This is a genomic window from Roseivivax sp. THAF30, assembly GCF_009363575.1.
In the GTDB taxonomy this organism is placed as follows: Bacteria; Pseudomonadota; Alphaproteobacteria; order Rhodobacterales; family Rhodobacteraceae; genus Roseivivax; species Roseivivax halotolerans.
On record NZ_CP045389.1, the window covers coordinates 1,313,772 to 1,336,751 of the forward strand.

Annotated in this window: 18 protein-coding genes; 7 read left to right on the forward strand and 11 right to left on the reverse strand. The window is 64.5% G+C overall.

The genetic code is table 11. From position 1 onward, the window contains the following. Positions 1–234: 234 nt before the first annotated feature. Positions 235–1,209 carry an ABC transporter substrate-binding protein gene (locus tag FIU91_RS06430; protein ID WP_152461866.1) on the forward strand — a complete coding sequence of 325 codons (975 nt, stop codon included), beginning with the start codon at positions 235–237 and terminating at the stop codon, positions 1,207–1,209. Between the two features lie 215 nt (positions 1,210–1,424). On the opposite strand, the gene FIU91_RS06435 is transcribed toward FIU91_RS06430, so the two are convergent. Further along, the gene (locus FIU91_RS06435) at positions 1,425–2,438 is read right to left on the reverse strand and encodes a LacI family DNA-binding transcriptional regulator (RefSeq protein WP_152461867.1); all 1,014 of its coding nucleotides are present in this window, start codon (positions 2,436–2,438) and stop codon (positions 1,425–1,427) included. Between the two features lie 132 nt (positions 2,439–2,570). Here FIU91_RS06435 and FIU91_RS06440 point away from each other — a divergent pair, with 132 nt between their 5' ends. The 5 genes from FIU91_RS06440 to FIU91_RS06460 are packed head-to-tail and all read left to right on the forward strand — an operon-like array spanning position 2,571 to position 8,255. Next, positions 2,571–3,629 (forward strand): sugar phosphate isomerase/epimerase, encoded by a 1,059-nt coding sequence (locus FIU91_RS06440; protein WP_093013960.1) that lies wholly within the window; start codon positions 2,571–2,573, stop codon positions 3,627–3,629. Further along, positions 3,626–4,768: a Gfo/Idh/MocA family protein gene (locus tag FIU91_RS06445; RefSeq protein ID WP_152461868.1), complete on the forward strand. Its 1,143-nt coding sequence runs from the start codon at positions 3,626–3,628 to the stop codon at positions 4,766–4,768. Before FIU91_RS06440 ends, FIU91_RS06445 begins: the two co-directional genes overlap by 4 nt. Further along, the gene (locus tag FIU91_RS06450) at positions 4,753–6,276 is read left to right on the forward strand and encodes a sugar ABC transporter ATP-binding protein (protein ID WP_371418265.1); all 1,524 of its coding nucleotides are present in this window, start codon (positions 4,753–4,755) and stop codon (positions 6,274–6,276) included. The genes FIU91_RS06445 and FIU91_RS06450 overlap by 16 nt, the downstream gene beginning before the upstream one ends. After that, positions 6,276–7,274 carry an ABC transporter permease gene (locus FIU91_RS06455; protein ID WP_172974952.1) on the forward strand — a complete coding sequence of 333 codons (999 nt, stop codon included), beginning with the start codon at positions 6,276–6,278 and terminating at the stop codon, positions 7,272–7,274. Before FIU91_RS06450 ends, FIU91_RS06455 begins: the two co-directional genes overlap by 1 nt. 39 nt (positions 7,275–7,313) lie before the next feature. After that, positions 7,314–8,255, forward strand: a complete 942-nt coding sequence (locus FIU91_RS06460; RefSeq protein ID WP_093014035.1) for an ABC transporter substrate-binding protein — start codon at positions 7,314–7,316, stop codon at positions 8,253–8,255. Between the two features lie 167 nt (positions 8,256–8,422). Here the strand turns inward: FIU91_RS06460 and FIU91_RS06465 are convergent, their stop codons facing one another. From FIU91_RS06465 to glpD, 7 genes are all read right to left on the reverse strand, one after another. Next, complete coding sequence (locus tag FIU91_RS06465; RefSeq protein ID WP_093013954.1) at positions 8,423–10,144, reverse strand: ABC transporter substrate-binding protein; 1,722 nt, start codon at positions 10,142–10,144, stop codon at positions 8,423–8,425. 38 nt (positions 10,145–10,182) lie between these two features. Further along, entirely contained in the window at positions 10,183–10,455 is a 273-nt protein-coding gene (locus FIU91_RS06470; RefSeq protein ID WP_093013951.1) for a DUF2160 domain-containing protein, read from the reverse strand. Between the two features lie 102 nt (positions 10,456–10,557). Then, positions 10,558–11,448, reverse strand: a complete 891-nt coding sequence (locus FIU91_RS06475; RefSeq protein ID WP_172974953.1) for a carbohydrate ABC transporter permease — start codon at positions 11,446–11,448, stop codon at positions 10,558–10,560. Next, complete coding sequence (locus FIU91_RS06480) at positions 11,445–12,317, reverse strand: carbohydrate ABC transporter permease (RefSeq protein WP_093013948.1); 873 nt, start codon at positions 12,315–12,317, stop codon at positions 11,445–11,447. The genes FIU91_RS06475 and FIU91_RS06480 overlap by 4 nt, the downstream gene beginning before the upstream one ends. Beyond that, positions 12,317–13,408 (reverse strand): ABC transporter ATP-binding protein, encoded by a 1,092-nt coding sequence (locus tag FIU91_RS06485; protein WP_152461869.1) that lies wholly within the window; start codon positions 13,406–13,408, stop codon positions 12,317–12,319. Before FIU91_RS06485 ends, FIU91_RS06480 begins: the two co-directional genes overlap by 1 nt. 1 nt (position 13,409) lies before the next feature. Beyond that, positions 13,410–14,495 carry an ABC transporter ATP-binding protein gene (locus tag FIU91_RS06490; RefSeq protein WP_152461870.1) on the reverse strand — a complete coding sequence of 362 codons (1,086 nt, stop codon included), beginning with the start codon at positions 14,493–14,495 and terminating at the stop codon, positions 13,410–13,412. Positions 14,496–14,523: 28 nt separating this feature from the next. Then, on the reverse strand, positions 14,524–16,110 hold the full coding sequence (glpD, locus tag FIU91_RS06495; protein ID WP_152461871.1) for a glycerol-3-phosphate dehydrogenase: 1,587 nt from the start codon (positions 16,108–16,110) through the stop codon (positions 14,524–14,526). A 241-nt stretch (positions 16,111–16,351) separates the two neighbouring features. Here glpD and FIU91_RS06500 point away from each other — a divergent pair, with 241 nt between their 5' ends. Continuing rightward, positions 16,352–17,113, forward strand: a complete 762-nt coding sequence (locus FIU91_RS06500; protein WP_093014026.1) for a DeoR/GlpR family DNA-binding transcription regulator — start codon at positions 16,352–16,354, stop codon at positions 17,111–17,113. Between the two features lie 14 nt (positions 17,114–17,127). Here FIU91_RS06500 and FIU91_RS06505 read toward each other — a convergent pair whose 3' ends face one another. The 3 genes from FIU91_RS06505 to FIU91_RS06515 all read right to left on the reverse strand — a co-directional run bounded on the left by FIU91_RS06505 (position 17,128) and on the right by FIU91_RS06515 (position 22,954). After that, the gene (locus FIU91_RS06505) at positions 17,128–18,528 is read right to left on the reverse strand and encodes a fused MFS/spermidine synthase (protein WP_254702053.1); all 1,401 of its coding nucleotides are present in this window, start codon (positions 18,526–18,528) and stop codon (positions 17,128–17,130) included. A gap of 151 nt (positions 18,529–18,679) precedes the next feature. Further along, positions 18,680–21,814, reverse strand: a complete 3,135-nt coding sequence (locus tag FIU91_RS06510) for an efflux RND transporter permease subunit (RefSeq protein WP_152461873.1) — start codon at positions 21,812–21,814, stop codon at positions 18,680–18,682. A 3-nt stretch (positions 21,815–21,817) separates the two neighbouring features. After that, on the reverse strand, positions 21,818–22,954 hold the full coding sequence (locus FIU91_RS06515; protein WP_152461874.1) for an efflux RND transporter periplasmic adaptor subunit: 1,137 nt from the start codon (positions 22,952–22,954) through the stop codon (positions 21,818–21,820). Between the last annotated feature and the right edge of the window lie 26 nt (positions 22,955–22,980).

Genomic DNA, 22,980 nt, shown 5'->3' on the forward strand with positions numbered 1-22,980 from the left:
TTGACGCGAGCGGTCTGAACTTCCCGTTCGGTTCTTTTGGGTCTCATACCGGCGACGCGCGCGCCCCGAACGTTCTTCCAGACCATCCGCCAAATGAAACGGGACCGGGAGGGCGGTTGTAGCCGCGGGGCGATCGGCGTTATGGGGGGGCCGGTTCACGAAACCGACACCGAAGCGGAGCGCAGATCGCAGATATGCGCCTCGCAAAGTTCAACAACCGAAGACAGGGATCACATGAAAAAGCTTGCTTTGACGACCGCCCTCACGCTCCTCGCCGCTCCGGCCTTTGCACAGGATGGCGGTGAGTGCGGCGAAGTCTCGATCACCGAAATGAACTGGGCGTCGGCCTCGGTCGTGACCAACGTGGCCACTTTCATCATGCAGCAGGGCTATGGCTGCGACGTCTCCATCGTGCCCTCCGACACGGTGCCCGCCGTGACATCGGTCGCCGAAAACGGCGAGCCCGACATCGTGACCGAGCTTTGGACCAACGCGACCGGCCAAGTCTATGAGCGCCTCAAATCCGAAGGCAGCATCGTGGAGCTGGGCGCCGTGCTCGATCCGGGCGGTGTCGATGCCTGGTGGATTCCGGCCTACCTTGCCGAAGAACATCCCGAGCTGACCACGATCGACGGCGTTCTGGAAAACCCCGAGCTGGTTGGCGGGCGCTTCCACAACTGCCCCGAAGGCTGGGGCTGCCGGGTCTTCAACGATAACCTCCTGCCGGCCTTCGGCGTCGCGGATGCCGGGATCGAAATCTTCAACCACGGCTCTGGCGAGACGCTGGCAACCTCCATCGCTTCGGCCTTCGAGAACGAGGAGCCTTGGTTCGGCTATTACTGGGCCCCGACCGCGGTGATCGGCCGCTACGACATGGTCCAGGTCGATATGGGCGAATACAATCAGGAAGCTCACGAAGCGGCGCAGAACCCGGGCGCAACCGATGTCGGCCGCACGTCCTTCCCGCCGGCGGAGATCAAGACAGCTGTCACCACGGGCTTCTCCGAGGAGTATCCCGAGCTGACGGAGTTCCTGTCGAACATGACCTTCGAGACAGATACGATGAACACCATCGTTGCCTGGATGGAAGACAACTCCGCCTCGGGTGAAGAAGGCGCGGTCTACTACCTGACCAACTATCAGGACACCTGGTCCGATTGGATCAGCGACAGCGCGCGCGAAAACCTCGCAAGCGTGCTCGAGCAGTAAGCCGCTCATCCTGCGCGCATGGCGGCCCCGATCTTTCGGGGCCGCCATTTACGTGTCTGAAGAGCGCGTTTGACAAATGCGGACCCTCAAAAGGGCGGCTTGGAGATGCGGCGGCCCAGGTCCTCTGCGCGCTTGTCTGGCGCGGCGTCGGTGCCGCCCCCGGAGCTGGCCGAAGCCAGGAAACGGTTTCCGGGCCGCATCAGGAACAGGCCCGATCAGGCGGCCGATCCGCCCTGTGTTTTCGCTCTGTATGCCGTAGTGCTGGACCGGATCACGAGATGCGGCGGGATCTGGTCGTAGCCCTCTCCGAGCGGCGTATCCTCCAGAAGGGCCGAGACCAGCCGTTCGGCGGCTTGACGTCCCAGACGCGCGCGCGGCTGGTGAATGGTGGTGAGCGGCGGGATGAAATGGCCCGCGAAGTCGACGTCGTCGAACCCGATCACGCTCACGTCGCGCGGCACCTCGAAGCCCAGCCGGTAGCACTCCGAAATGAAGCCGAAGGCGCATTCGTCCGACGCGGTGAAGACCGCCGTCGGACGGTCCGCCATCGCGGCCCAGACATGCGCGGCGGCCGCCCCGGCTTCGATCGTGAACCCGCCATCATGGATATCGGCGGGCAAGCCTCGTGCGGTCATGGCGTCCTGAAAGCCGGCCTGGCGTGCCTGGCTCAACACGTTCTCGCCAGGCCCGGAGACATGCAGGATGCGCTCGTGCCCGAGGGCGGCGAGATGATCGACGGCAACCCGCGCCGCGGCGGCATTGTCGATGCGTAGCCCCGGCAGGGCATAGCCGTCGTTCCATTCGCAAAGCTGGATGACGGGCAGCGTCCAGTTGCGGACCATGTCCGGCGGCAGCGCGCCGTCGAGCAGCACGATGCCGTCCGCCCGCCCGCTCTGAACGATGGCCTCGAGCACATCCGTTCCCGCGCGGCTGTCCGAAATCTGCACGGCAAGCCCGGCCTGTCGCGCGACATCCTGAATGGCGGCGATGATCCGGCTGAAGAACGTGTTCGCGAGGTTCGGTGCGAGAACCAGGATCGCCCGCGGCTGCTGTCGGCGCAGATCGCGCGCGGCGGCGTTGATCCTGTAGCCCGTGGCGGAGACGGCGGCCATGACCCGTTCGCGCGTCTTCTCGCCCACGAGGCCGGGCGAGGACAGCGTCCGGCTGACGGTGGCCGTCGACACGCCCGCGGCGGCGGCGACATCTGCGATACGGACGCGTGGGCTCATCGGTTCTCCTTGTTTGCGCTTCGGAGCAAGATTGAGGCTTGCCTGCAAGACCCGAGGCTGATGTAATCGATTACAGAAAGCTGAGTCGATGCATAATTGAGGAGTTGTGCGCGGCTTGGAGAGGGAGGACAGATGAAGACGATCAAGGGCCCCGGCCTGTTCCTGGCGCAGTTCGCCGGGGATGAGGCGCCGTTCAATTCATGGGACAACATAACGCGCTGGGCTGCAGATTGCGGCTATGAAGGCGTGCAGGTGCCGGCCTGGGATGCGCGGCTCGTCGATCTCGACAAGCTCGCCACGTCGGACACCTATCGCGATGAATGGGTCGGGACAGCGCGCGCCAATGGGGTCGAGGTCACGGACCTCTCCACTCACATCCTGGGCCAGCTCGTCGCCGTACATCCCGCCTACGACGCCTGGGTCGACGGCTTTGCCCCGCCCGAAGTGCAGGGCAAGCCGAAAGAGCGGCAAGCCTGGGCGACCGAGGAGGTCAAAAAGGCACTGACCGCGTCGAACAAGCTTGGCATCGGCCAGCATGTCACGTTCTCGGGCGGGCTCGTCTGGCCCTTCGTATATCCGTTCCCGCAGCGGCCGCAGGGCCTTGTCGACACCGCTTTCGACGAACTTGCCGCGCGCTGGCGTCCGATCCTCGATCATGCCGACGCGTGCGGTGTCGATGTCTGCTACGAGATCCACCCGATGGAGGATCTGCATGACGGCGTGACCTTCGAGATGTTCCTGGAACGCCTCGACGGTCACGCGCGCTGCAACATGCTCTACGACCCGTCGCACTACGTGTTGCAATGTCTTGATTACCTTGACAATATCGACATCTATGCCGAGCGCATCAAGATGTTCCACGTCAAGGACGCGGAGTTCAATCCGACCGGCCGACAGGGCGTCTATGGCGGCTACCAGTCCTGGGTGAACCGCGCTGGCCGCTTCCGGTCTCCCGGTGACGGACAGGTCGATTTCGGCGCGATCTTCTCCAAGCTTGCCGCGATCGACTTCGACGGCTGGGCCGTCGTCGAATGGGAATGCGCGCTCAAGCATCCCGAGGATGGCGCCCGCGAAGGCGCGGCTTTCGTCCGCGATCACATCATCCGCGTCACCCCGCACGCCTTCGACGACTTCGCGGGCGGCGATATCGACGAAGCCACGAACCGGAAGATGCTGGGATTGGACACATGAAACGGATCAGGTTGGGCATGGTCGGCGGCGGCGCCGACGCATTCATCGGCGGCGTGCACCGGATCGCGAGTCGCATCGACGGGCATTTCGATCTCGTGGCGGGGGCGCTCAGCTCCACTCCCGACAAGGCAAGGAAAAGCGGAGAGGCACTGGGTCTCGATCCCGCCCGCTCCTATGGCTCGTTCGAGGAGATGGCCGAGGCCGAAGCGGCGCGGGAGGACGGCATTGAAGCGGTCAGCATTGTGACCCCGAACCATGTACATTTCGCCGCCGCAAAGCCGTTTCTCGAGCGCGGCATCCACGTCATCTGCGACAAGCCCCTGACGGCGACCTTCGATGAAGCCGAGGCGATGGCAAAGGCCGTCGGAGAGAGCCAGGCGCTCTTCATCCTGACCCACAACTACACCGGTTACCCGATGGTGCGTCAGGCCCAGGCGATGGTGGCTGACGGCGCGATCGGCACGCTGCGGGTCGTGCAGGTCGAATATCCGCAGGACTGGATGACCGACGACGTGGAGACCCAAGGCGTCAAGCAGGCCGAATGGCGGACGGACCCCGCGCGCTCCGGTGCGGGCGGCTCCATCGGCGATATCGGCACCCACGCCTACAATCTCGCAGCCTTCGTGACGGGGCAGGTGCCGGAACGGCTCGCGGCCGATCTGCAGAGCTTCGGCGCGGGCAGGGCGCTCGACGACAACGCGCATGTCATGCTGCGCTACGAGAGCGGCGCGCGCGGCATGCTTTGGTGCAGCCAGGTCGCGCCGGGATGCGAAAACGGGCTTCGCCTGCGGATCTTCGGTGAGGCCGGCGGTCTCGAATGGGCGCAGGAAGATCCCAATTATCTCTGGCACACGCCGCACGGGGAGCCGTCGCGCAGGATCACCCGCAACGGAGCGGGCGCCATAGAGGCAGGCACATCGGTCAGCCGCATCCCGCCGGGCCATCCCGAAGGATATCTCGAGGCCTTCGCGACCCTCTATACAGAGGCGGCCGATGCCATTCGCGCCGCGCAAAACGGCGAGGCGCGCGAGACGGTCATGGGCAAGCTGCCTGGTCTTGCCGCCGGCCTCGAGGGCATGGCGTTCATCCGCGCCTGCGTTGCGTCGTCGAAGGACGATGCCGCATGGGTCAAGATATGACGGGCGAGCCGGTCCTCTCCTTGCGCGAGGTTCGCAAGAGCTTCGGTCCGGTCGAGGTGCTTCATGGCATAAATCTCGATCTGCGTGCGGGCGAGGTTCTCGCGCTCATCGGCGAGAACGGGGCTGGCAAGTCCACCACGATGAAGATCCTCGCGGGATACCAGCCCGCAAGCTCGGGCCGGATACTCCTCGATGGCGAGGAGGTCACGTTCGGCTCTCTGCATGACGGTGAGGAAGCCGGGATCGTGATGATCCACCAGGAATTCAACCTCGCCGAGCAGCTGACGGTCGAGCAGAACATCTTTCTCGGGCGCGAGCTGCGGCGTGGCCCGTTTCTCGACAAGCGCCGCATGCGGCGGCTGACGCGTGATTATCTGGATCGCGTGAATTGCCGTGCGCATCCCGACACGAAGGTGTCGGAGCTGTCGAATTCGGACAAGCAAATGGTCGAGATCGCCAAGGCGCTCAGCCGCGACGCCCGCGTTCTCATCATGGACGAGCCGACGGCAGTGCTGACGGGCTCGGAGACCGAGATCCTTTTCGAACAGGTCCGCCGGATGACAGCGCAGGGCACGGCGGTTCTTTTTACCTCGCACAAGCTGGGCGAGGTCTCGGCCATCGCGCATCACGTCACGGTCCTGCGGGACGGGACGGTGGTGCATGACGGTCGCGCCGCCGATATCAGCGAAGACGGCATGGCGACGGCGATGGTCGGGCGCGATGTCTCGGACCTGTACCCCGAAAAGTCGGGCCATCCCGAAGAGGTGATGCTGCGTGTCAGCGGCCTGACCGTTCCGGGATACGCACAGGACGTGTCGTTCGAGTTGCGGCGCGGCGAGATTCTGGGCGTCGCGGGCCTGATCGGGGCTGGCCGCACCGAGACCTTCGAGGGCCTTTGCGGACTACGCCCGGCCCGCGCGGAACGCATCGAGATCGGCGGGCAACCCGTTGCGATCTCGAAACCACGCGACGCGCTCGATCATGGACTCTGCTACCTGACCGAAGACCGCAAGTTGCGCGGGCTGCTGCTCGACAAGTCGATGCGGGTCAACCTGACCCTGCAAGCGCTGGACCGCTTCGGCGGCTGGATGATCGACCGCGCAGCCGAAGACCGGGCGCTCGACAAGGCCATCGGCGAGTTCGACATCCGCGCGGGTCAGCGCGACATGGCGGTGGGCAACCTCTCGGGCGGCAACCAGCAGAAACTGCTTCTTGCGAAGATCATGCAATCGGAGCCGATGATCCTGATCGCGGACGAGCCGACGCGAGGCATCGATATCGGCACGAAGCAGCAGATCTACACCTTCCTGCGAGAGCTCGCCGGGCAGGGCCACGGCGTGGTGATGATCTCTTCGGAGATGCAGGAGGTCATCGGCCTGTCAGACCGCGTGATGGTCATGCGGACGGGAGCGGTGGCCGGCATGCTGACAGGCGATGAGATGACCGAGGACGCCATCGTGCGGCTCGCGGTCGGTCTTGGCGCGAATGACGAGGGGCAAGTGGCCTGATGACTTCCGAGACGACGAATACCCGCGCGCGGCGCAGCCTGCCCTCGATGAGCGTGCTTGGCCCGATCCTCGCGCTTCTGGTCCTGATCGCGATCGGGGCGATGATGAACTCCAATTTCCTCGGTGCGGCGAACATCACCAACGTGCTCGCGCGTTCCGCCTTCATCGGGATCATCGCGGTCGGCATGACCTTCGTGATCACCGCGGGCGGGCTCGATCTCTCTGTCGGCTCGATGGCGGCCTTCATCGCGGGGCTGATGATCCTCGTCATGAACGCGGCGCTCCCCTCGCTCGGGGTGGGCGTGCCGATCATCCTGCTGGGGATGGCGGTCGCGGTGGTCGCGGGCATCCTCGCGGGGCTTCTCAACGGCTTTCTCATCACGACCGTCGGGATCGAGGCGTTCATCGTCACACTCGGCACGATGGGGATTTACCGCAGCCTCGTCACATGGCTCGCAGACGGCGGGACGCTGTCGCTCGATTTCGGGCTCCGCACGTTCTACCGGCCGGTCTATTTCGATGGGATTCTCGGGATCTCGTGGCCGATCATCGTATTCGCGCTCGTCGTCATCATCGGCGAATTCCTGATGAGCCGGGCGCGGTTCGGCCGGCACTGCGCGGCGATCGGCTCGAACGAGGCGGTGGCGCATTACTCGAATGTCGATGTGAACCGGACGCGGCTTCTGACCTACGCGATGCTGGGCCTCTTCGTCGGGATCGCAACCATCATGTACGTGCCGCGTCTCGGCTCCGCGTCCGCCTCGACCGGCCTTCTGTGGGAACTCGAGGCGATCGCGGCGGTCATCATTGGCGGCACCGTCTTGAAAGGCGGCTTCGGCCGGGTCTGGGGCACCGTCATCGGCGTCCTGATCCTGAGCCTCATCGACAACATCCTGAATCTGACCGACCTGGTCTCGCCTTATCTCAATGGCGCGATCCAGGGGGTCATCATCATTCTCGCGGTCATTCTGCAGCGAGAAGCCAAGGCCAAGGGCTAGAGCCCGGCCGATCAACTGGGAGGAACCGAAATGTCTTACATGAAGACGACACTTCTGGGCTGCACGATGCTGGCACTGTCCGGCACAGCCTGGGCCCAAGACGATACGACCGTGATCGGCGTGTCGATCCCCGCCGCGACGCATGGCTGGGCAGGCGGCATGAACTTCCACGCGCAAGAGACGGTAGAGCGCCTGGAAGAGACCTATCCGCAGCTCGACTTCGTGCTGACGGCCGCCTCGGATGCAGGCGCGCAGGTCAACGATATCGAGGACATGGTCGCAACGCGCGGCATCGACGCGCTGGTCGTGCTGCCCTTCGAGAGCGATCCTCTCACCCCGCCGATCCAGTCCGTCGCCGAGAATGGCACCTGGGTCACCGTGGTCGACCGCGGGCTCAGCCAGGACGGCATCGAGGATCTCTACGTCGCCGGTGACAATCCGGGCTTCGGCCGCGTTTCGGGTGAATACATGGTCAGCCAGATGCCTGACGGTGGCGATATCGTCGTTCTGCGCGGCATCCCGACGACGATCGACAACGAACGCGTGGAAGGGTTCGAACAGGCCATCGAAGGCTCCGGCATCAACATCATCGACATGGAGCACGGCAACTGGAACCGCGATGACAGCTTCAACGTGATGCAGGACTTCCTGCAGAAGCACGATCAGATCGACGCGGTCTGGGCCTCGGACGATGACATGGCCGTCGGCGTTCTGGCGGCAATCGAGGCGGCCGGACGCGACGACATCCAGTTCGTCCTCGGCGGCGCGGGCATGAAGGAGATGGTCAAGCGCGTCATGGATGGCGACGAGATGATCCCGGCCGACGTGACCTATCCGCCGTCGATGATCGCAACGGCCATCGAGATGACCGCGGTCGGCATGGTGTCGAATGCGCCGGTTTCCGGCACGTTCACCATCGGCTCGGTCCTGATCACGCCCGAGAACGCGGAGCAGTTCTACTACCCCGACAGCCCGTTCTGATCCTGCCGATATCCTGAACGACGACGCGCCCGCTTTCTTCCGAAAGCGGGCGCGTTTCTTTTGGAAAGAGCGAGATAAGTCAGTTCCCGAAGCGAGCCCGTTCCCGAAGGCCGGCGCGCACTAAAAACGCGCGCCGAGGATGTCCCCGGCGCGCGCTGTGGCAAGCCTTACTCCTGCCAGGACTGGATCAGCTCGTCATAGGAGACGGTCTGAGGTTCTTCGTCCTCGTTCTCGAGAGCGGGCTTCGGTGCGCCCGGCTGCTCGAGCCAGTAGGACGCCTCCTGCTCTTCATTGAGAACCGGGCCGAGATCGCCCTGGACGCCGGCGCGCTCGAGGCGGGCCATCACGTCTTCCATGTCCGCGCAAAGCGTATCGAGCGCTTCCTGCGTGGACTTGGCACCCGACATCGCATCACCGATGTTCTGCCACCAGAGCTGCGCGAGCTTGGGATAGTCCGGCACGTTGGTGCCGGTGGGCGACCACTGCGTCCGTGCGGGCGAGCGGTAGAATTCCACCAGGCCGCCGAGACGCGGCGCGCGCTCGGTGAAGTGCTCGGAGTTGATGGTGCTCTCGCGGATGAAGGTCAGGCCGACGTCGGCCTTCTTCACGTCGACCGTCTTGGAGGTGACGAACTGCGCGTAGAGCCAAGCGGCCTTGGCGCGATCCGTCGGGGTCGAGTCGAGGATCGTCCAGGAGCCCACGTCCTGGTAGCCGACCTTCATGCCTTCCTCCCAGTAGACGCCATGCGGGGAGGGGGCGAGGCGCCATTTCGGCGTGCCATCCTCGTTCATCACCTCGGGGCTGTCGACCAGCGGCGCCACGAAGGTGGTGTACATGAACATCTGCTGCGCGATGTTGCCCTGACCCGGGACCGGGCCGGCCTCGGAGAAGGTCATGCCGGCAGCGGCGGGCGGCGAGTAGTTCTGCAGCCACTCGATCGCCTTGTCGACGGCATAGACCGCCGCGGGCGAGTTGGTGGCGCCACCGCGATCGACGCAGGCGCCGACGGGCTGGGAGTTCTCGTTCACACGGATACCCCATTCGTCGACCGGCAGGCCATTCGGCTCACCCGTGTCGCCCATGCCAGCCATGGACATCCAGGCATCGGTATACCGCCAGCCGAGGCTCGGGTCCTTCTTGCCGTAATCCATGTTGCCGAAGATTTCCTGCTCCACGCCCATGTGGCTCAGGTCACGGCCAGTGAAGAACTCCGCGATGTCCTCGTAGGCTGCCCAGTTGACCGGAACGCCGAGCTCGTAGCCGTATTCGCTTTCGAAATCGGCACGGTTCTTCTCGTCGTTGAACCAGTCGTAGCGGAACCAGTAGAGGTTCGCGAACTGCTGGTCGGGCAACTGGTAGAGGTTGCCATCGGGCCCGGTGGTGAACTGGGTGCCGATGAAGTCCTCGAGATCGAGCGTGGGCGAGGTCACGTCTGCGCCTTCGCCGGCCATCCACTCGGTGAGGTTGCGCGCCTGGCCATAGCGCCAGTGCGTGCCGATCAGGTCGCTGTCGTTGACATAGGCGTCATAGACGTTGTTGCCCGACTGCATCTGCACCTGCAGACGCTCGACCACGTCGCCCTCGCCGATGAGGTCGTGGGTGACGTTGATGCCCGTGATCGCCGAGAAGGCGGGCGCGAGCACCTGGCTTTCATATTCATGCGTGGTGATCGTCTCGGAGACGACGTTGATGTCCATGCCCTGGAATTCCTGGGCGGCATCGATGAACCACTGCATCTCGGCTTCCTGCTCTTCGCGCGTCAGCGTCGAGACATCGCCGATCTCGGAGTCGAGAAACTCCATCGCCGCTTCCATGTCGGCGAAGGCCGGACTGGATACCAGCCCCAGCGCAACCGCCATGGCGGTGGTCGTTCTTAGTGAAACGTTCATTGTTTCCTCCCTTTTTGAACGTTGGTCGTGTTTGCCCCTCACACGAAGCGGAAGATCCCCGCTGCGAGGACGAGGCAGGCAATCAGCGCGTAGGGCTGCGGGGCGATCCCGAAACCCAGCCACGCCAAATTCAGAAAGGCCGACATCAACAACGTGATGAAAAGCCGGTCACCGCGCGTCGTCTCGATCCCGAGGATGCCCCGGCGGGGCGTCTCGGGATACTTGACCGCGAGGATCGTGAAGGTGATCAGAAGCGCCGCGATGACTGCGAAGAAAGCCGCCGTCGGCCAGGTCCATGCCATCCATGCCATGTCAGGTCTCCTTTCGCGGCGAAGTTGTGAAGACGGGCGAGCGTGACGCCCGGCGCGGAAGACGGCCGAAGGCCGCCGCGGAGGCGCTGAGAAGATCGCTCATCACACCCTCCCCAGGGCAAAGCCCTTCGCGATGTAGTTCCGCACGAAATAGATCACGAGCGCGCCCGGCACGATGGTCAGCACGCCCGCCGCCGCGAGAACGCCCCAGTCGATCCCGGCCGCACCTTGCGTCCGCGTCATGGTCGCGGCGATCGGTTTCGCGTCGACCGATGTCAGCGTGCGCGACAGCAGCAGCTCCACCCACGAGAACATGAAGCAGAAGAACGCCGCGACGCCGATGCCCGAGGAAATGAGCGGCATGAAGATCCGCGTGAAGAACCGCCCGAAGGAATAGCCGTCGATATAGGCGGTCTCGTCGATCTCCTTGGGCACGCCGCGCATGAACCCTTCGAGGATCCAGACCGCCAGCGGCACGTTGAAGAGGCAATGCGCCAGCGCCACCGCGATATGCGTGTCAAACAGCCCGACCGAGGAATAAAGCTGGAAGAAGGGCAGGGCGAAGACCGCGGGCGGCGCCATCCGGTTCGTCAGGAGCCAGAAAAACAGGTGCTTGTCCCCGACAAAGCTGTAGCGCGAGAAGGCATAGGCCGCCGGCAGCGCGACCGCGAGGCTGATGACCGTGTTCAGGATCACGTAGATCAGCGAGTTCACGTAGCCCATGTACCAGGACGCATCCGTCAGGATGGTCACGTAATTCTCGAAGGTCAGGTTGCGCGGCCAGAGCGAGAAGGTCCCGAGGATCTCCGAATTGGTCTTCAGGCTCATGTTCACGAGCCAGTAGATCGGCAGCATCAGGAAGAGCAGGTAAAGGCCCATGACGATGGCCGACCCGTTCGGACGGAAGCGCTTTGCCGTCGCCGTCCGCGGCTTGGCTGCGGTGACATCGCCCGGGATCGAGGCGGCGCCGGGGGCTGCACTCGTATCGGTCATTTCGCATCCCTTTTGTCGAGGTTCGTCATCACGGTGTAGAACACCCAGGAAATCGCGAGGATGACGAGGAAGTACATGATCGAGAAGGCTGCCGCCGGGCCGAGGTCGAACTGCCCCAGCGCCATCTTCACAAGGTCGATGGACAGGAAGGTGGTGGCATTGCCGGGCCCGCCGCCGGTCACGACGAACGGCTCGGTATAGATCATGAAGCTGTCCATGAAGCGCAAGAGGATCGCGATCATCAGCACGCCCAGCATCTTGGGCAGCTCGATATAGCGGAAGACGGCCCAGCGGCTGGCCTGGTCGATCTTGGCGGCCTGGTAATAGGCATCCGGGATCGACTGGAGGCCCGCATAGGCCAAAAGCGCGACGAGCGACGTCCAGTGCCAGACATCCATGACGATCACGGTCGTCCACGCGGCGTAGAAGCCTTGGGTGTAGTTATAGTTGATCCCGATCGCATCGAGCGTATGGCCCAGAAGGCCGATATCGACGCGGCCGAAGATCTGCCAGATCGTGCCGACGACGTTCCACGGAATGAGCAGCGGTAGCGACATCACAACGAGGCAGAACGAGGCCCAGAAGCCCTTCTTGGGCATGTTGAGCGCGACGAAAACGCCGAGCGGCACCTCGATGGCGAGGATGATCGACGAGAACACGACCTGGCGGCCAAGCGCGTTCCACATCCGCTCGGATGCCAGCATCTCTTCGAACCAGTAGATGCCGTTCCAGAAGAAGACGTTGTTCCCGAACGTGTCCTGAACCGAGTAATTGACCACGGTCATCAGCGGGATCACCGCCGAGAACGCCACGAGGATCAGCACCGGCAGGACGAGGAACCAGGCCTTCTGATTGACGGTCTTGTTCATCAGGCTGCCTCCCTCTGGCCTTTGGGCGCGACGCGCCAGTCGTTCTCGTAGACGTTGATGCCTTCGGGATCGAAGGTGATCCGGTCGGTCCCGGCGGGCACCGGCGTGCCTTCGGACAGGGTCGCGTTGATCTCGCGCCCCGCGACATCGAGGCGGATGATCTTGTGGCGGCCCACATCCTCGATCCGCAGGATCTTGGCGGGGATGCCGTCGCCGCCCTCGACGAGGCGGATGAATTCGGGCCGGACGCCGAGCTGGGTCTTGCCGCCCGCCGTCGCATAGCTGGCGGGCAGGGCGATGCGCGCCTCGCCGATGCGTGCCTCGCTGCCCGAGATTTCCGCGTCGAAGACATTCATCCCCGGCGAGCCGATGAAGTAGCCCACGAAGGTGTGGGCGGGCCGCTCGAACAATTCCTGCGGCGTGCCGATCTGAACGACACGGCCGTCATACATGACCACGACCTTGTCCGCGAAGGTCAGCGCCTCGGTCTGGTCGTGGGTCACGTAAATCATCGTGTGCCCGAAATCGTGATGCAGCTTCTTCAGCTGCGTTCTGAGCTCCCACTTCATGTGCGGGTCGATCACGGTCAGCGGCTCGTCGAAGAGAAGCGCATTCACGTCCTCGCGCACCATGCCGCGCCCGAGGCTGATCTTCTGCTTGGCATCCGCGGTCAGGCCGCGCGCCTTGCGGTCGAGCTGCGCCTCCATGCCGATCATGTGTCCGACCTTCTGCACGAGGCGGCGGATCTCGTCGGCGGGCATCCGGCGGTTCTTGAGCGGAAAGGCGAGGTTCTCCCGCACGGTCATCGTGTCGTAGACGACCGGAAACTGGAACACCTGCGCGATGTTGCGCTCGGCCGTCGCCTGATGGGTGACATCCTGCCCGTCGAACAGGATCCGCCCCTGGCTCGGGTGCAACAGACCCGAGATGATGTTGAGGAGCGTGGACTTGCCGCAGCCCGAAGAGCCGAGCAGCGCGTAGGCCTCGCCGTCCTGCCAGTCGTGGTTGAGTTCCTTCAGCGCGTAATCGTCCTCTCCCGAAGGGTTCGGCAGATAGGAATGCGCGAGGTTGTCGAGCGTGATCTTGGCCATGTCAGGCGGCCTCCGCGTAAGGTGCGGCCTGGCAGAGCGCGCCCGACCGGTCGAACAGGTAGACATGCGCGGGATCGAGATGGACCGTCACATTCTGGCCGGGCGTCAGCGCGCGCACGCCGTGTATCAGTCCGACCCAGCGCTCGCCGTGGTGATCGAGGTGGATGAACGTCTCCGAGCCCGTGATCTCGGTGACGGTGAGGGTCGTCTCGAAGCTCATAGCGCCTTCATGGCCCTCAAGTTCGAGATGGTTCGGCCGAAACCCGGCGGTGTAGGCACCATCGGCGAGCGAGGCGCCGAGTCCCTTCGCAGGCGTCGATTGTCCATTGCCGAATTCGATCCGGTCGCCGCGTTTCTCGATCTGAAGGAAGTTCATCGGCGGATCGGAAAAGACGCGCGCCGTCGTCACGTCCGCGGGCTTGCGATAGACGCTGGGGGTCTGCCCGAATTGCGTCACCCGGCCTTCCCACAAGGTCGCGCATTGACCGCCCAGAAGCAGCGCTTCTTCAGGCTCGGTCGTGGCATAGACGAAGATGGAGCCCGATTCCTCGAAGATCTTCGGGATCTCGGCGCGCAGCTCCTCGCGCAGCTTGTAATCGAGGTTCGCCAGTGGCTCGTCGAGCAGCACGAGACCGGCATTCTTCACCAGCGCGCGGGCAAGCGCGCAGCGCTGCTGCTGGCCGCCCGACAATTCCAGGGGCTTGCGGTCGAGCATCGGCGAGAGTTGCATGAGATCCGCCGCTTCGCGCACCTTGCGGTCGATCTCGGCCTTGCCCAGACCCAGAAGCCGCATGGGCGAGGCGATGTTGTCGTAGACGGTCATCGACGGGTAGTTGATGAATTGCTGGTAGACCATCGCGACCTTGCGGTCCTGGACGCGCATACCGGTCACGTCCGCTCCCTGCCAGAGGATGCGGCCCGTGGACGGCTGGTCGAGCCCGGCCATCAGACGCATCAGCGACGTCTTGCCCGAGAGCGTCGGGCCGAGCAGCACGTTCATCGTGCCGGGCTCCAGCACCATGTCGGTCGGATGGATGTGGGTCTCTGTCCCTACCATCTTCGAGACGTTGTCGAGCGTGAGCGTCATCCGCGTCTTCTCCTCCTGTCGCGCGCCCTCATTCGGCCGCGAGCTTTCGTTCGTCTGCCCGTGCGACCATGAAGGCATCGAGCGCCGCGACCTGGTCCTTGTCGAGTCTCAGTCCAAGCTTGGTGCGGCGCCAGACGATGTCCTCGGCCCGGCGTGCCCATTCGCGATCCATGAGCCAGGCGACCTCGGCTTCGCTGAGCGTCGCGCCGAAATCCCGACCGAGGTCTTCTTTCGTCGCGGCCGCGCCCAGCATCTCGCGCGCCTCGGTGCCATAGGCCCGGACAAGCCGACCGGCCCACTCGGGCGTCAGGAACGGGAAGTCGCGGCGGAGGGCCGATGTCAGCGCCTCTACCCCATCCACCGGGAACTGCCCGCCGGGCAGGGCCACGCCTGCGGTCCATGCGCCCGGCAAGCCGTCGAAATAGGGCGACAGCTCCTGCATCGCGCTTTCGGCGAGCCGGCGATAGGTGGTGATCTTGCCGCCGAAGACGTGCAGGACCGGCGCACCGCCCTCGGCCTCGACCTTCAGCGTGTAATCCCGCGTCGCAGCCGAGGCCGAGCTCGCGCCGTTGTCATAAAGCGGGCGCACGCCCGAATAGGACCAGACGACATCCTCGGCGGAGATCGGCTCCTTGAGGTAGGTGTTCACGAAGTCGATCATGTAGTCGCGTTCGGCTTCGGTGCATTCCGCGGGGCTTTCGGCATTCGTATGTTCCTGGTCGGTCGTGCCGATCAGAGTGAAGTCGCGCTCGTAAGGGATGGCGAACATGATGCGTCCGTCACGTCCCTGAAAGAAATAGCACTTTTCGTGATCGAAGAGCCGCCGCGTGACGATGTGGCTGCCCCGGACAAGCCGCGTCTTCTCGCGGCTCTCGGCATGGATCGTATCGCGAATGACGTCTCCGACCCAGGGCCCGGCTGCGTTCAGCAAGGCCCTGGCGAAGACCTCGCGACGACCCGCGTCGTCCTCCAGCATGATGCGCCAGAGCGCGTCTGTCCGCTCCGCCGAGACGACTTTCGTGCGCGGCAGGATCTCGGCGCCGCGCGCTTCGGCATCCCGCGCATTCAGGACCACGAGGCGGGAATCCTCCACCCAGCAATCGGAATACTCGAAGGCCGTCTCGAACCGGTCGTCGAGCGGCGCACCCTCGGGTGACGAACGCAGATCGAGCGTCTTCGTCGCGGGAAGGATCTTCCGGCCGCCCAGATGATCGTAGAGGAAGAGCCCGGCCCTGATCAGCCAGGCGGGGCGGCGACCCTTCATCCAGGGCATCACCGTCGAGAGGAGCTTCGACATCGGCGTCGAGCCCTCGAAGCGCATGTCGCGATGCACAGGCAGCACGAAGCGCATCGGCCAGGAAATGTGCGGCATGGCTTTGAGAAGCGTCTCGCGCTCCTCCAGCGCCTCGCGCACGAGCCTGACCTCGAAATACTCAAGGTACCGCAAGCCACCGTGGAACAGCTTGGTCGAGGCTGAAGACGTGGCCGATGCCAGGTCGCCCATCTCGGCCAGCCCGACGGACAGGCCGCGCCCGGCAGCGTCACGCGCGATGCCGCATCCATTGATGCCGCCGCCGATGACGAAGAGGTCGAATGTCGGATCCCCCCGGGCCACTGCGTCCTCCCAAACCCAGCTTGCGTTCAACGCTGAGTCCTAACGAATGGCAGCGCTCTTGGAAAGCGAAAATCTTCTTTTTTTTTCGTTTTTGGTCGCCAGGGTTGGCTTTGTGAGAGGCGAAGGCGCCCTAATTGACTGAATCTACGTGAAATTCCCATTTTCGAAGATAGAGGGGATTCAATTTATTGACAAAAGCGAACATCAAGGAACAATGGTGGCAGTCAAAACGCGTGTGCCCGTGTCGCAGTCAATCCGCTATCCAGAGATCCTCGAGATCGCCCGCCGCGAAGGCAAAGTCACCGTCGAGGGACTGGCGGAGCATTTCGGCGTGACGCTTCAGACCATCCGCCGGGATCTCAGCGACCTGGCCGATCTGGGTCGGCTCGAGCGGGTGCATGGCGGGGCTGTCCTGCCGTCCGGCACGACGAATATCGGCTACGAGGACCGTCGCAGCATCAACGCCGAGGGCAAGGCCGCGATCGCGCGCGCCTGCACCTCTGAGATCCCGAACGATTGCTCCATCTTCCTCAATATCGGCACGAGCACCGAGGCTGTCGCCGAAAAGCTGCTCGCGCATCGCAACATTCTTGCGGTGACCAACAACCTCAATGTCGCGGTGACGCTCGCGCGCAATCCCGAATGCGAGGTGGTCGTCACGGCGGGCGCGCTGCGCCGCGCGGATGGCGGCCTGACCGGCGATCTGACCGAGCGGACGATCCGCCAGTTCAAGTTCGATATCGCGGTCATCGGCTGTTCGGCGATCGACGAAGAAGGCGATATCCTCGATTTCGACATGCACGAGGTCGGCGTCACCCGGACGATCATCGAGCAGTCGCGGCGCGTCTTCCTTGTCGCAGATCATACCAAGTTCCGCCGCAAGGCACCGGTCCGCGTCGCCTCGGTGTCGGATCTCGCGGCGCTCTACACCGATACCGATCCCGATCAGCAGATCGTGCGGCGCTGCCACGACGAGAACGTGCGATTGGTGGTCGTCGAGTGAAGGTTCGCTCCGGGTTAGCGGTGTCCAATCCAGCCGCGATCATCGGTGAAGACGCGGGCCTCGCTGATATCCGCGACTTCGTAAGTCTCGGGTAGAGTCGGCAATGGCTCGAGCGGCGCGCGGGAGGCGACGAAAAGGATGTTGGTCCGGCCCCTGGCGTTGACCTGACCACGCACGGCCGCGACATGTTCGTATACGTCCCTCAGAACCGCGTTTGTGCCGCGCGCGAGGCGGCCATCGGGGCTGTCGAGGATGTTCACGTAGACCGGGCCGCGCACGATGTCCCTGAGGCGGGTGAAGGTCTCTCGTGTAACCAGGTGCGCGGGAACGGAGCCTGACGAGAACGCATCCATGACCGCCGCGTCGAAGCGGAGATCGGTCTCGTTGAGAAAAACGCGCCCGTCCGCATGGGCGATGCCGAGGCGATCCTCGGGGCCGGGGCCGTCCGAGACGTCATAGCCTGTTCGCGCGATCATGGCGCCCGCGCTCGGCATGCGGCGCTGCACGACCTCCGTCACCAATGGGTCGATCTCCACCGCGACAGCCTGCGCTTCAGGGCGCGAGGCCAGCAGCTTCGTGGGCAAGGTGTAGCCGCCGCCACCCACGAACAGAACAGAAGGGTCGGGGCCAAGATCGCGATCCATGCGCGCCCAGAGCCAGTCGGTGTAACTGAGCGCCATCTCGATCTCGTCATCCTCGCGCTCTCCCGGTATCACGCGCTCGGCCGCCTGCACCGTGCCGTCGGAGACGAGGCGTACCTCTGCGCCGCGCTCCACCACGTGCAGGCAGGAGAGACCGGACTCGTATTGGCAGACCGGCGCGCCCGCGAGACCGGCGAAGCCGACAAATCCCGCGGCGGCCACCGTCACGCCCGCATTTCCCTGCGCGCCATCGCGCAGGAATGGCAGGCAGGCGAGAGCGAGCGCCCCGCAGGCGGCGAAAGTCGCCGTCGAGCCGATCAGCGGCAGGGTCACGAACCCGGCGAGGATCGCCCCGAAGATCGCGCCCACAGATCCGGCGGCCAGCACGAACCCGAGAGAGGATCCCTCCCGGCCGGGCCGCGCCTCGATCGCCAGTTTCGCCAAAAGCGGCGACGGCAGGGTCACGAAGACCGAGGCGGGGAAGAAGACGATCACGACGCTTGCCATCATGCCGCCGGTGCCGCGCGCGCCCAGCGCATGGACAAGCCCGAGGAGTGCCGGGGACGCGGCCATCAAGACTGCCGTCGCGATTAGCGCGTGACGTACATTCCGCAAGGCCTCCGCGCGTGGCCGCTCTGCCACGATGCCGCCGAGCGCGCTGCCGAGGGAGAACCCGCCCAGAACGGTCGCGATCACGGTCGTCCAAGTCAGGAGAGACGTGCCGAAGAAGGGCGCGAGGACGCGACCCGCGGCAATCTCGTATGTGAGACCCACGGCCGAGAGGACGAGGATCAGGGCGATGGCGATGGAAAAGCGGATGACGGCCTCCTTCTCTGGCCTGATGCTGTGGCCCCAGCCTCGGTGAAAGGATCTAGGGGGCCATGCTGCAAATTTTTATGGTCTCGGAGAGTGGTCCTGGCTCACCTCACGCAGGCTGCGGCGCACCCTGCACAGGCGCTTTTTCCCGTTTCAGACGTCGACGCTCCCCCAGCATGAGCATGGCCGGCGTCACGACCAGCGTCAGCAGCGTCGCGACTACGAGGCCGCCGACAATCGCGCTCGACAGCTCGGTCCAGTATTGCGTCGAGGGCGCACCGAACACGATCTCCCGCGTGAAGAAGTTCAGGTTCATCCCGAAGACCATTGGCATCAGTCCGAGGGCTGTCGTGATCGAGGTCAGCAGGACCGGCCGCAGACGTTGTGCCCCGGTCCTGAGCGCTGCCTCGCGCGGGGCCATTCCGGCCTTCTTCAGGTCGTTGAAGGTGTCGATCAGCACGATGTTGTTGTTCACGACGATCCCGGCCAGGGCGATGACGCCGATCCCGCCCATCACGACGCCGAAGGGACGCCCGGTCACGATCAGCCCCAGTAGAACACCCGCGATCGAGAAGACGATGGCGCTCATCACGACGAAAGCCTGGTAGAAATTGTTGAACTGCAGAACGAGGATCACGAGCATCAGAAGGATCGCAGAGATGAAGGCGCCCATCAGGAAGACCATTGTCTCGGCCTGATCCTCGGATTCGCCCGCGAAGCTATAGCTGACGCCTTCGGGCAACTCCGTGTTCCCGAGCGCCGATTGAAGCGCCGTGATCTGATCGTTGACCAGAAGCCCCGGCGCGACATTCGCCTCGATGGTCACGACGCGCTGCTCGTCGATGCGGGTGATCGTGCCGGTGCGCTCGGACGGCGCGAACGTGACGAAGTTCGAGATCGGCACGAGGCCGGCGGAGGTCGGCACGCGCAGATTTCCGAGTTCGGACAGGGACCGCTCTTCAGCCGGGAAGCGCACGCGGATATCGAGCTCCCCGTCGGCATCGTCGGGTCGGTAATCGGCGACCGCAATGCCCTGCGTGAGAAGCTGAACCGCCTGGCCGAGAAGGCTGACATCCGCGCCGTAGCGCGCGGCTTCAGCCCGGTCGACGAGGATGGAGAGCTCGACGCCGGGCAGGGGGCGCGTGTCGGTGACATCGGTGAAGCCGCCGATCTGCTCCATGAGAGAACGGACCTCCTCGACCGCCTCGGCCTGAACGGCCGGGTTCCGCGCGGCGATCTCCAAACTGACGGGTTTGCCACTGGTCGGCCCCCCGCTTTCGGTCTGCACCTGCACATCGATCCCGGCGATATCGGCAACGTCCCGGCGGATGTCTTCGCCGATCTCGGCCGCGGGACGCCGCTCGTCCCATTCCGTCAGTTCGAGTTGAAGCGTGCCGATCGTTTCCTCGTCGCCCTGGCCCCCGCTCATGGTGGAGCGCGCATATAGCGTCTCGACCTCGTCGTAAGGCAGGATGCGTTCCTCGACCTGCCGAACGAGGCGGTCGCGCTCGTAGATCGAGAAATTGTCCCGTGCGCGCACCTGGACCTGCATGAACTCGGGCTCGACCGAGGGAAAGAACGTCAGGCCCTTGCCGAACTGGCCGTAAATCCCGAAGCCGCCGAGGAGCAGGGCCAAGGCCAGAAGCACTGTCGCGCCCGGCCGCAGGATCGCTCGCTCGAGGAGGCGCGTGTAGAGCCCGGTCAATCCGCCCATGCGGCGCGGATCGCCATGTTCTGCCTCGTATAGCGCGCGCTTGGCCGCGCCGGTCTGCGGCTGGCGTTTGCCGATCAGCCCGCCCAGAACCGGGATGAAGACGAGCGCCATGAAGAGCGAGGCGAAGAGCGTCAGAAGCACGGTGATCGGCAGGAACTTCATGAATTCGCCGACCATCCCCGTCCAGAAAAGGAGCGGGAAGAAGACACTGAGCGTGGTCGCGGTCGACGCGATGATCGGCCAGGCCATCCGCTTGGCGGCATGGGCATAGGCGTCTTTCGGCGATGCACCCTCCTGCAAGCGCCTGTCCGCAAGCTCGGTGGTTACGATCGCCCCGTCGACCAGCATGCCGACCACGAGGATCAGCGAGAACAGGACGACGATGTTCATCGTGTATCCCATCACCCAAAGCGCGCTGACGCCCGCAAGAAACGCGCCGGGAATGGCGAGGCCCACGAGGATGGCGGAGCGCCCGCCAAGCGCGGCGACCACGACGATCATCACGAGGATGACCGCGGCGATGACATTGGCCTCGAGATCGGAGAGCAGCGTCTCAACCTGTTCAGACTGATCCTGGAGGTAGGTCACCTCGACGCTGTCGGGCCATTCGGCGCGCAGCTCTTCAAGCTTGGCCTTGGTGGCGGCGACCGTGTCGATGATGTTCGCGCCCGAGCGCTTCGTGACCTCGAGGGCGAGGGCGGGCTGCCCGTCGATCCGGGCAAAACCGGTTGGATCCTGGAAGGTCCGCCGGATCGTCGCGACATCCTCGAAGGTGACGACCGCGTCGCCGCGCACCTTCACCGGGATGTCCATGACATCCTCGAGATCCTCGATCAGACCCGGCACCTTGAGAACGACGCGGCCGCCACCTGTCTCGATGGCACCGGCCGCGATCAGCCGATTGTTCCGCTGGAGCTGGTTAATGAGCTCGTCGAAGCTGAGATTGTAGGTCTGGAAGACCGTCGGATCGATCAGCACTTCAAGGAACTCGTCGCGCGCGCCGCCCACATCGACCTCGAGTACGCCGGGTAAGCCGCCGACCTCCTCGCTCGCCTCTTCGGCGATGTCGTTGAGCGTGCGTTCCGGCACCGGGCCGGAAATCAGGGCGGTGATGACGGGAAAGAGCGCGGTATTTATCTCGGTGATGACGATGTCGGAGGCATCTTCGGGCAGATCGCTCTCCACGCGGTCCACGGCTTCGCGGACCTTGTCGAGCGCCTCGTCGGTATCGCCGCCCGGCGTGAATTCGAGCTGGATGCTGGCAAAGCCCTCGGAGGCGTGGCTTTCCATCGTCTCGAGCCCCGAGATCGACGCGAACTCCGTTTCCATCGGCTCCACGAGCAGGCGCTCGGAATCCGAAGGGCTGATCCCCTCCAGGCTGGTCGAGACGTAGACAAGGGGCAGCGGCACCTCGGGATTGGCCTCTTTCGGAATCGAGACGTAGGCATAGGCCCCGACACCGAGGATCATCATCAGCGCCATCAGGACCACGCGGCTTCGCGAGAAGGCGGCGTCAATCAGGGCGTTCATGGCTCACCCTCCCTGCGCGGTCTGTTCGGCCCGGTCGTCGGATGCGGGCCTCGGGGCCACGACTTCCCCTTCGTTGACGAACCCTTGCCCGACGGTGATGACACGTGCCTCCTCGGGAAGTCCGGTGACGTAGATGCCGCCGATTTCCGCGCGGACGATCTCGATTGGATGGAAGACAACTCGGTTGTCCGCGTCGACGGTCTTCACGCCGAGGCGTCCCTCGGGGTCGAGCGACACCGTGGAGGGTTGCACGAAATGCGCCTGCGTCTCGCCTGTCGGAATACGCACCTCGGCCGAGATTCCGGCCGGGATCGCGCCATCGGCATTGGGCACCTCGACTTCCGTCAGGAAGGTGCGGGTCTCCGAACTGGCGGAAGTGCCGACAAAGCTGACCGTGCCCTCGCGCTCCTCTCCGGTGATGAAGCTGACCGTGGCGGGCTGGCCGTTGTCCAGGCGGCGCAGCGATTGTTGCGGCACCTGGATTGCGACCGTCAAGGGGCGGTTGTCGACGATGCGTCCGACCTCGGTTCCGGCTTGAATATACTCGCCGACGTCAAGCGACAGCGTCTCGAGCCGGCCCGCGAAGGGTGCGGAAATGTCGAGATTGTCGAGCGTTTGTTCTGCCTGCGCAACGGATGCATTCGCGGCGGCCAGTGTCGCACGCGCTTGGCTGACGCGATCAGCGGTCGCCACGCCGCGTTCGAGCAGCGCTGACGCATTGTCGAATTCGCGCTGGGCGCGGGCGCGCTCTTCGCGGGCACGGGTCAGATCGGCTTCCGCGCTCTCTGCCGACAAACGGGCAATGGTCGCCCCTTCGGAGACATCGTCGCCCTTTCGGTGCAAGACCTCCGCGATGTCGCCAGAGGCTTCGGCGCGGATCGACGTGTCGCGATCGGGCAGCGCCTGGCCTTCGGCCTGGAACCACAGGGTGACTGGCTCGGGCGTGGATCGAGTGACCGTCACCGCGACCGGCGCGATCGCGCCGTCGTCGTCCGTTGCCGGCTGTGGAGTTTCGGAAGGCAGAACGAAGCCGCTGCCCATCCAGCCCACGATCACCACGACGAGGGCGGCCGCGATCCATGTCGAGCGGGACGCCCCGCGATCGTCGTTGAAGTCCAGCGGTTTGCGTTGCTCGGCCATGCCTTACACCTTTTGTTTGCCGTTTA

Excerpts from the sequence above, each read along its gene's own strand:
- FIU91_RS06430 (WP_152461866.1), top strand. The coding sequence starts at position 235 with ATGAAAAAGCTTGCTTTGACGACCGCCCTCACGCTCCTCGCCGCTCCG.
- FIU91_RS06435 (WP_152461867.1), bottom strand. The coding sequence starts at position 2,438 with ATGAGCCCACGCGTCCGTATCGCAGATGTCGCCGCCGCCGCGGGCGTG.
- FIU91_RS06440 (WP_093013960.1), top strand. The coding sequence starts at position 2,571 with ATGAAGACGATCAAGGGCCCCGGCCTGTTCCTGGCGCAGTTCGCCGGG.
- FIU91_RS06445 (WP_152461868.1), top strand. The coding sequence starts at position 3,626 with ATGAAACGGATCAGGTTGGGCATGGTCGGCGGCGGCGCCGACGCATTC.
- FIU91_RS06450 (WP_371418265.1), top strand. The coding sequence starts at position 4,753 with ATGGGTCAAGATATGACGGGCGAGCCGGTCCTCTCCTTGCGCGAGGTT.
- FIU91_RS06455 (WP_172974952.1), top strand. The coding sequence starts at position 6,276 with ATGACTTCCGAGACGACGAATACCCGCGCGCGGCGCAGCCTGCCCTCG.
- FIU91_RS06460 (WP_093014035.1), top strand. The coding sequence starts at position 7,314 with ATGAAGACGACACTTCTGGGCTGCACGATGCTGGCACTGTCCGGCACA.
- FIU91_RS06465 (WP_093013954.1), bottom strand. The coding sequence starts at position 10,144 with ATGAACGTTTCACTAAGAACGACCACCGCCATGGCGGTTGCGCTGGGG.
- FIU91_RS06470 (WP_093013951.1), bottom strand. The coding sequence starts at position 10,455 with ATGGCATGGATGGCATGGACCTGGCCGACGGCGGCTTTCTTCGCAGTC.
- FIU91_RS06475 (WP_172974953.1), bottom strand. The coding sequence starts at position 11,448 with ATGACCGATACGAGTGCAGCCCCCGGCGCCGCCTCGATCCCGGGCGAT.
- FIU91_RS06480 (WP_093013948.1), bottom strand. The coding sequence starts at position 12,317 with ATGAACAAGACCGTCAATCAGAAGGCCTGGTTCCTCGTCCTGCCGGTG.
- FIU91_RS06485 (WP_152461869.1), bottom strand. The coding sequence starts at position 13,408 with ATGGCCAAGATCACGCTCGACAACCTCGCGCATTCCTATCTGCCGAAC.
- FIU91_RS06490 (WP_152461870.1), bottom strand. The coding sequence starts at position 14,495 with ATGACGCTCACGCTCGACAACGTCTCGAAGATGGTAGGGACAGAGACC.
- FIU91_RS06510 (WP_152461873.1), bottom strand. The coding sequence starts at position 21,814 with ATGAACGCCCTGATTGACGCCGCCTTCTCGCGAAGCCGCGTGGTCCTG.
- FIU91_RS06515 (WP_152461874.1), bottom strand. The coding sequence starts at position 22,954 with ATGGCCGAGCAACGCAAACCGCTGGACTTCAACGACGATCGCGGGGCG.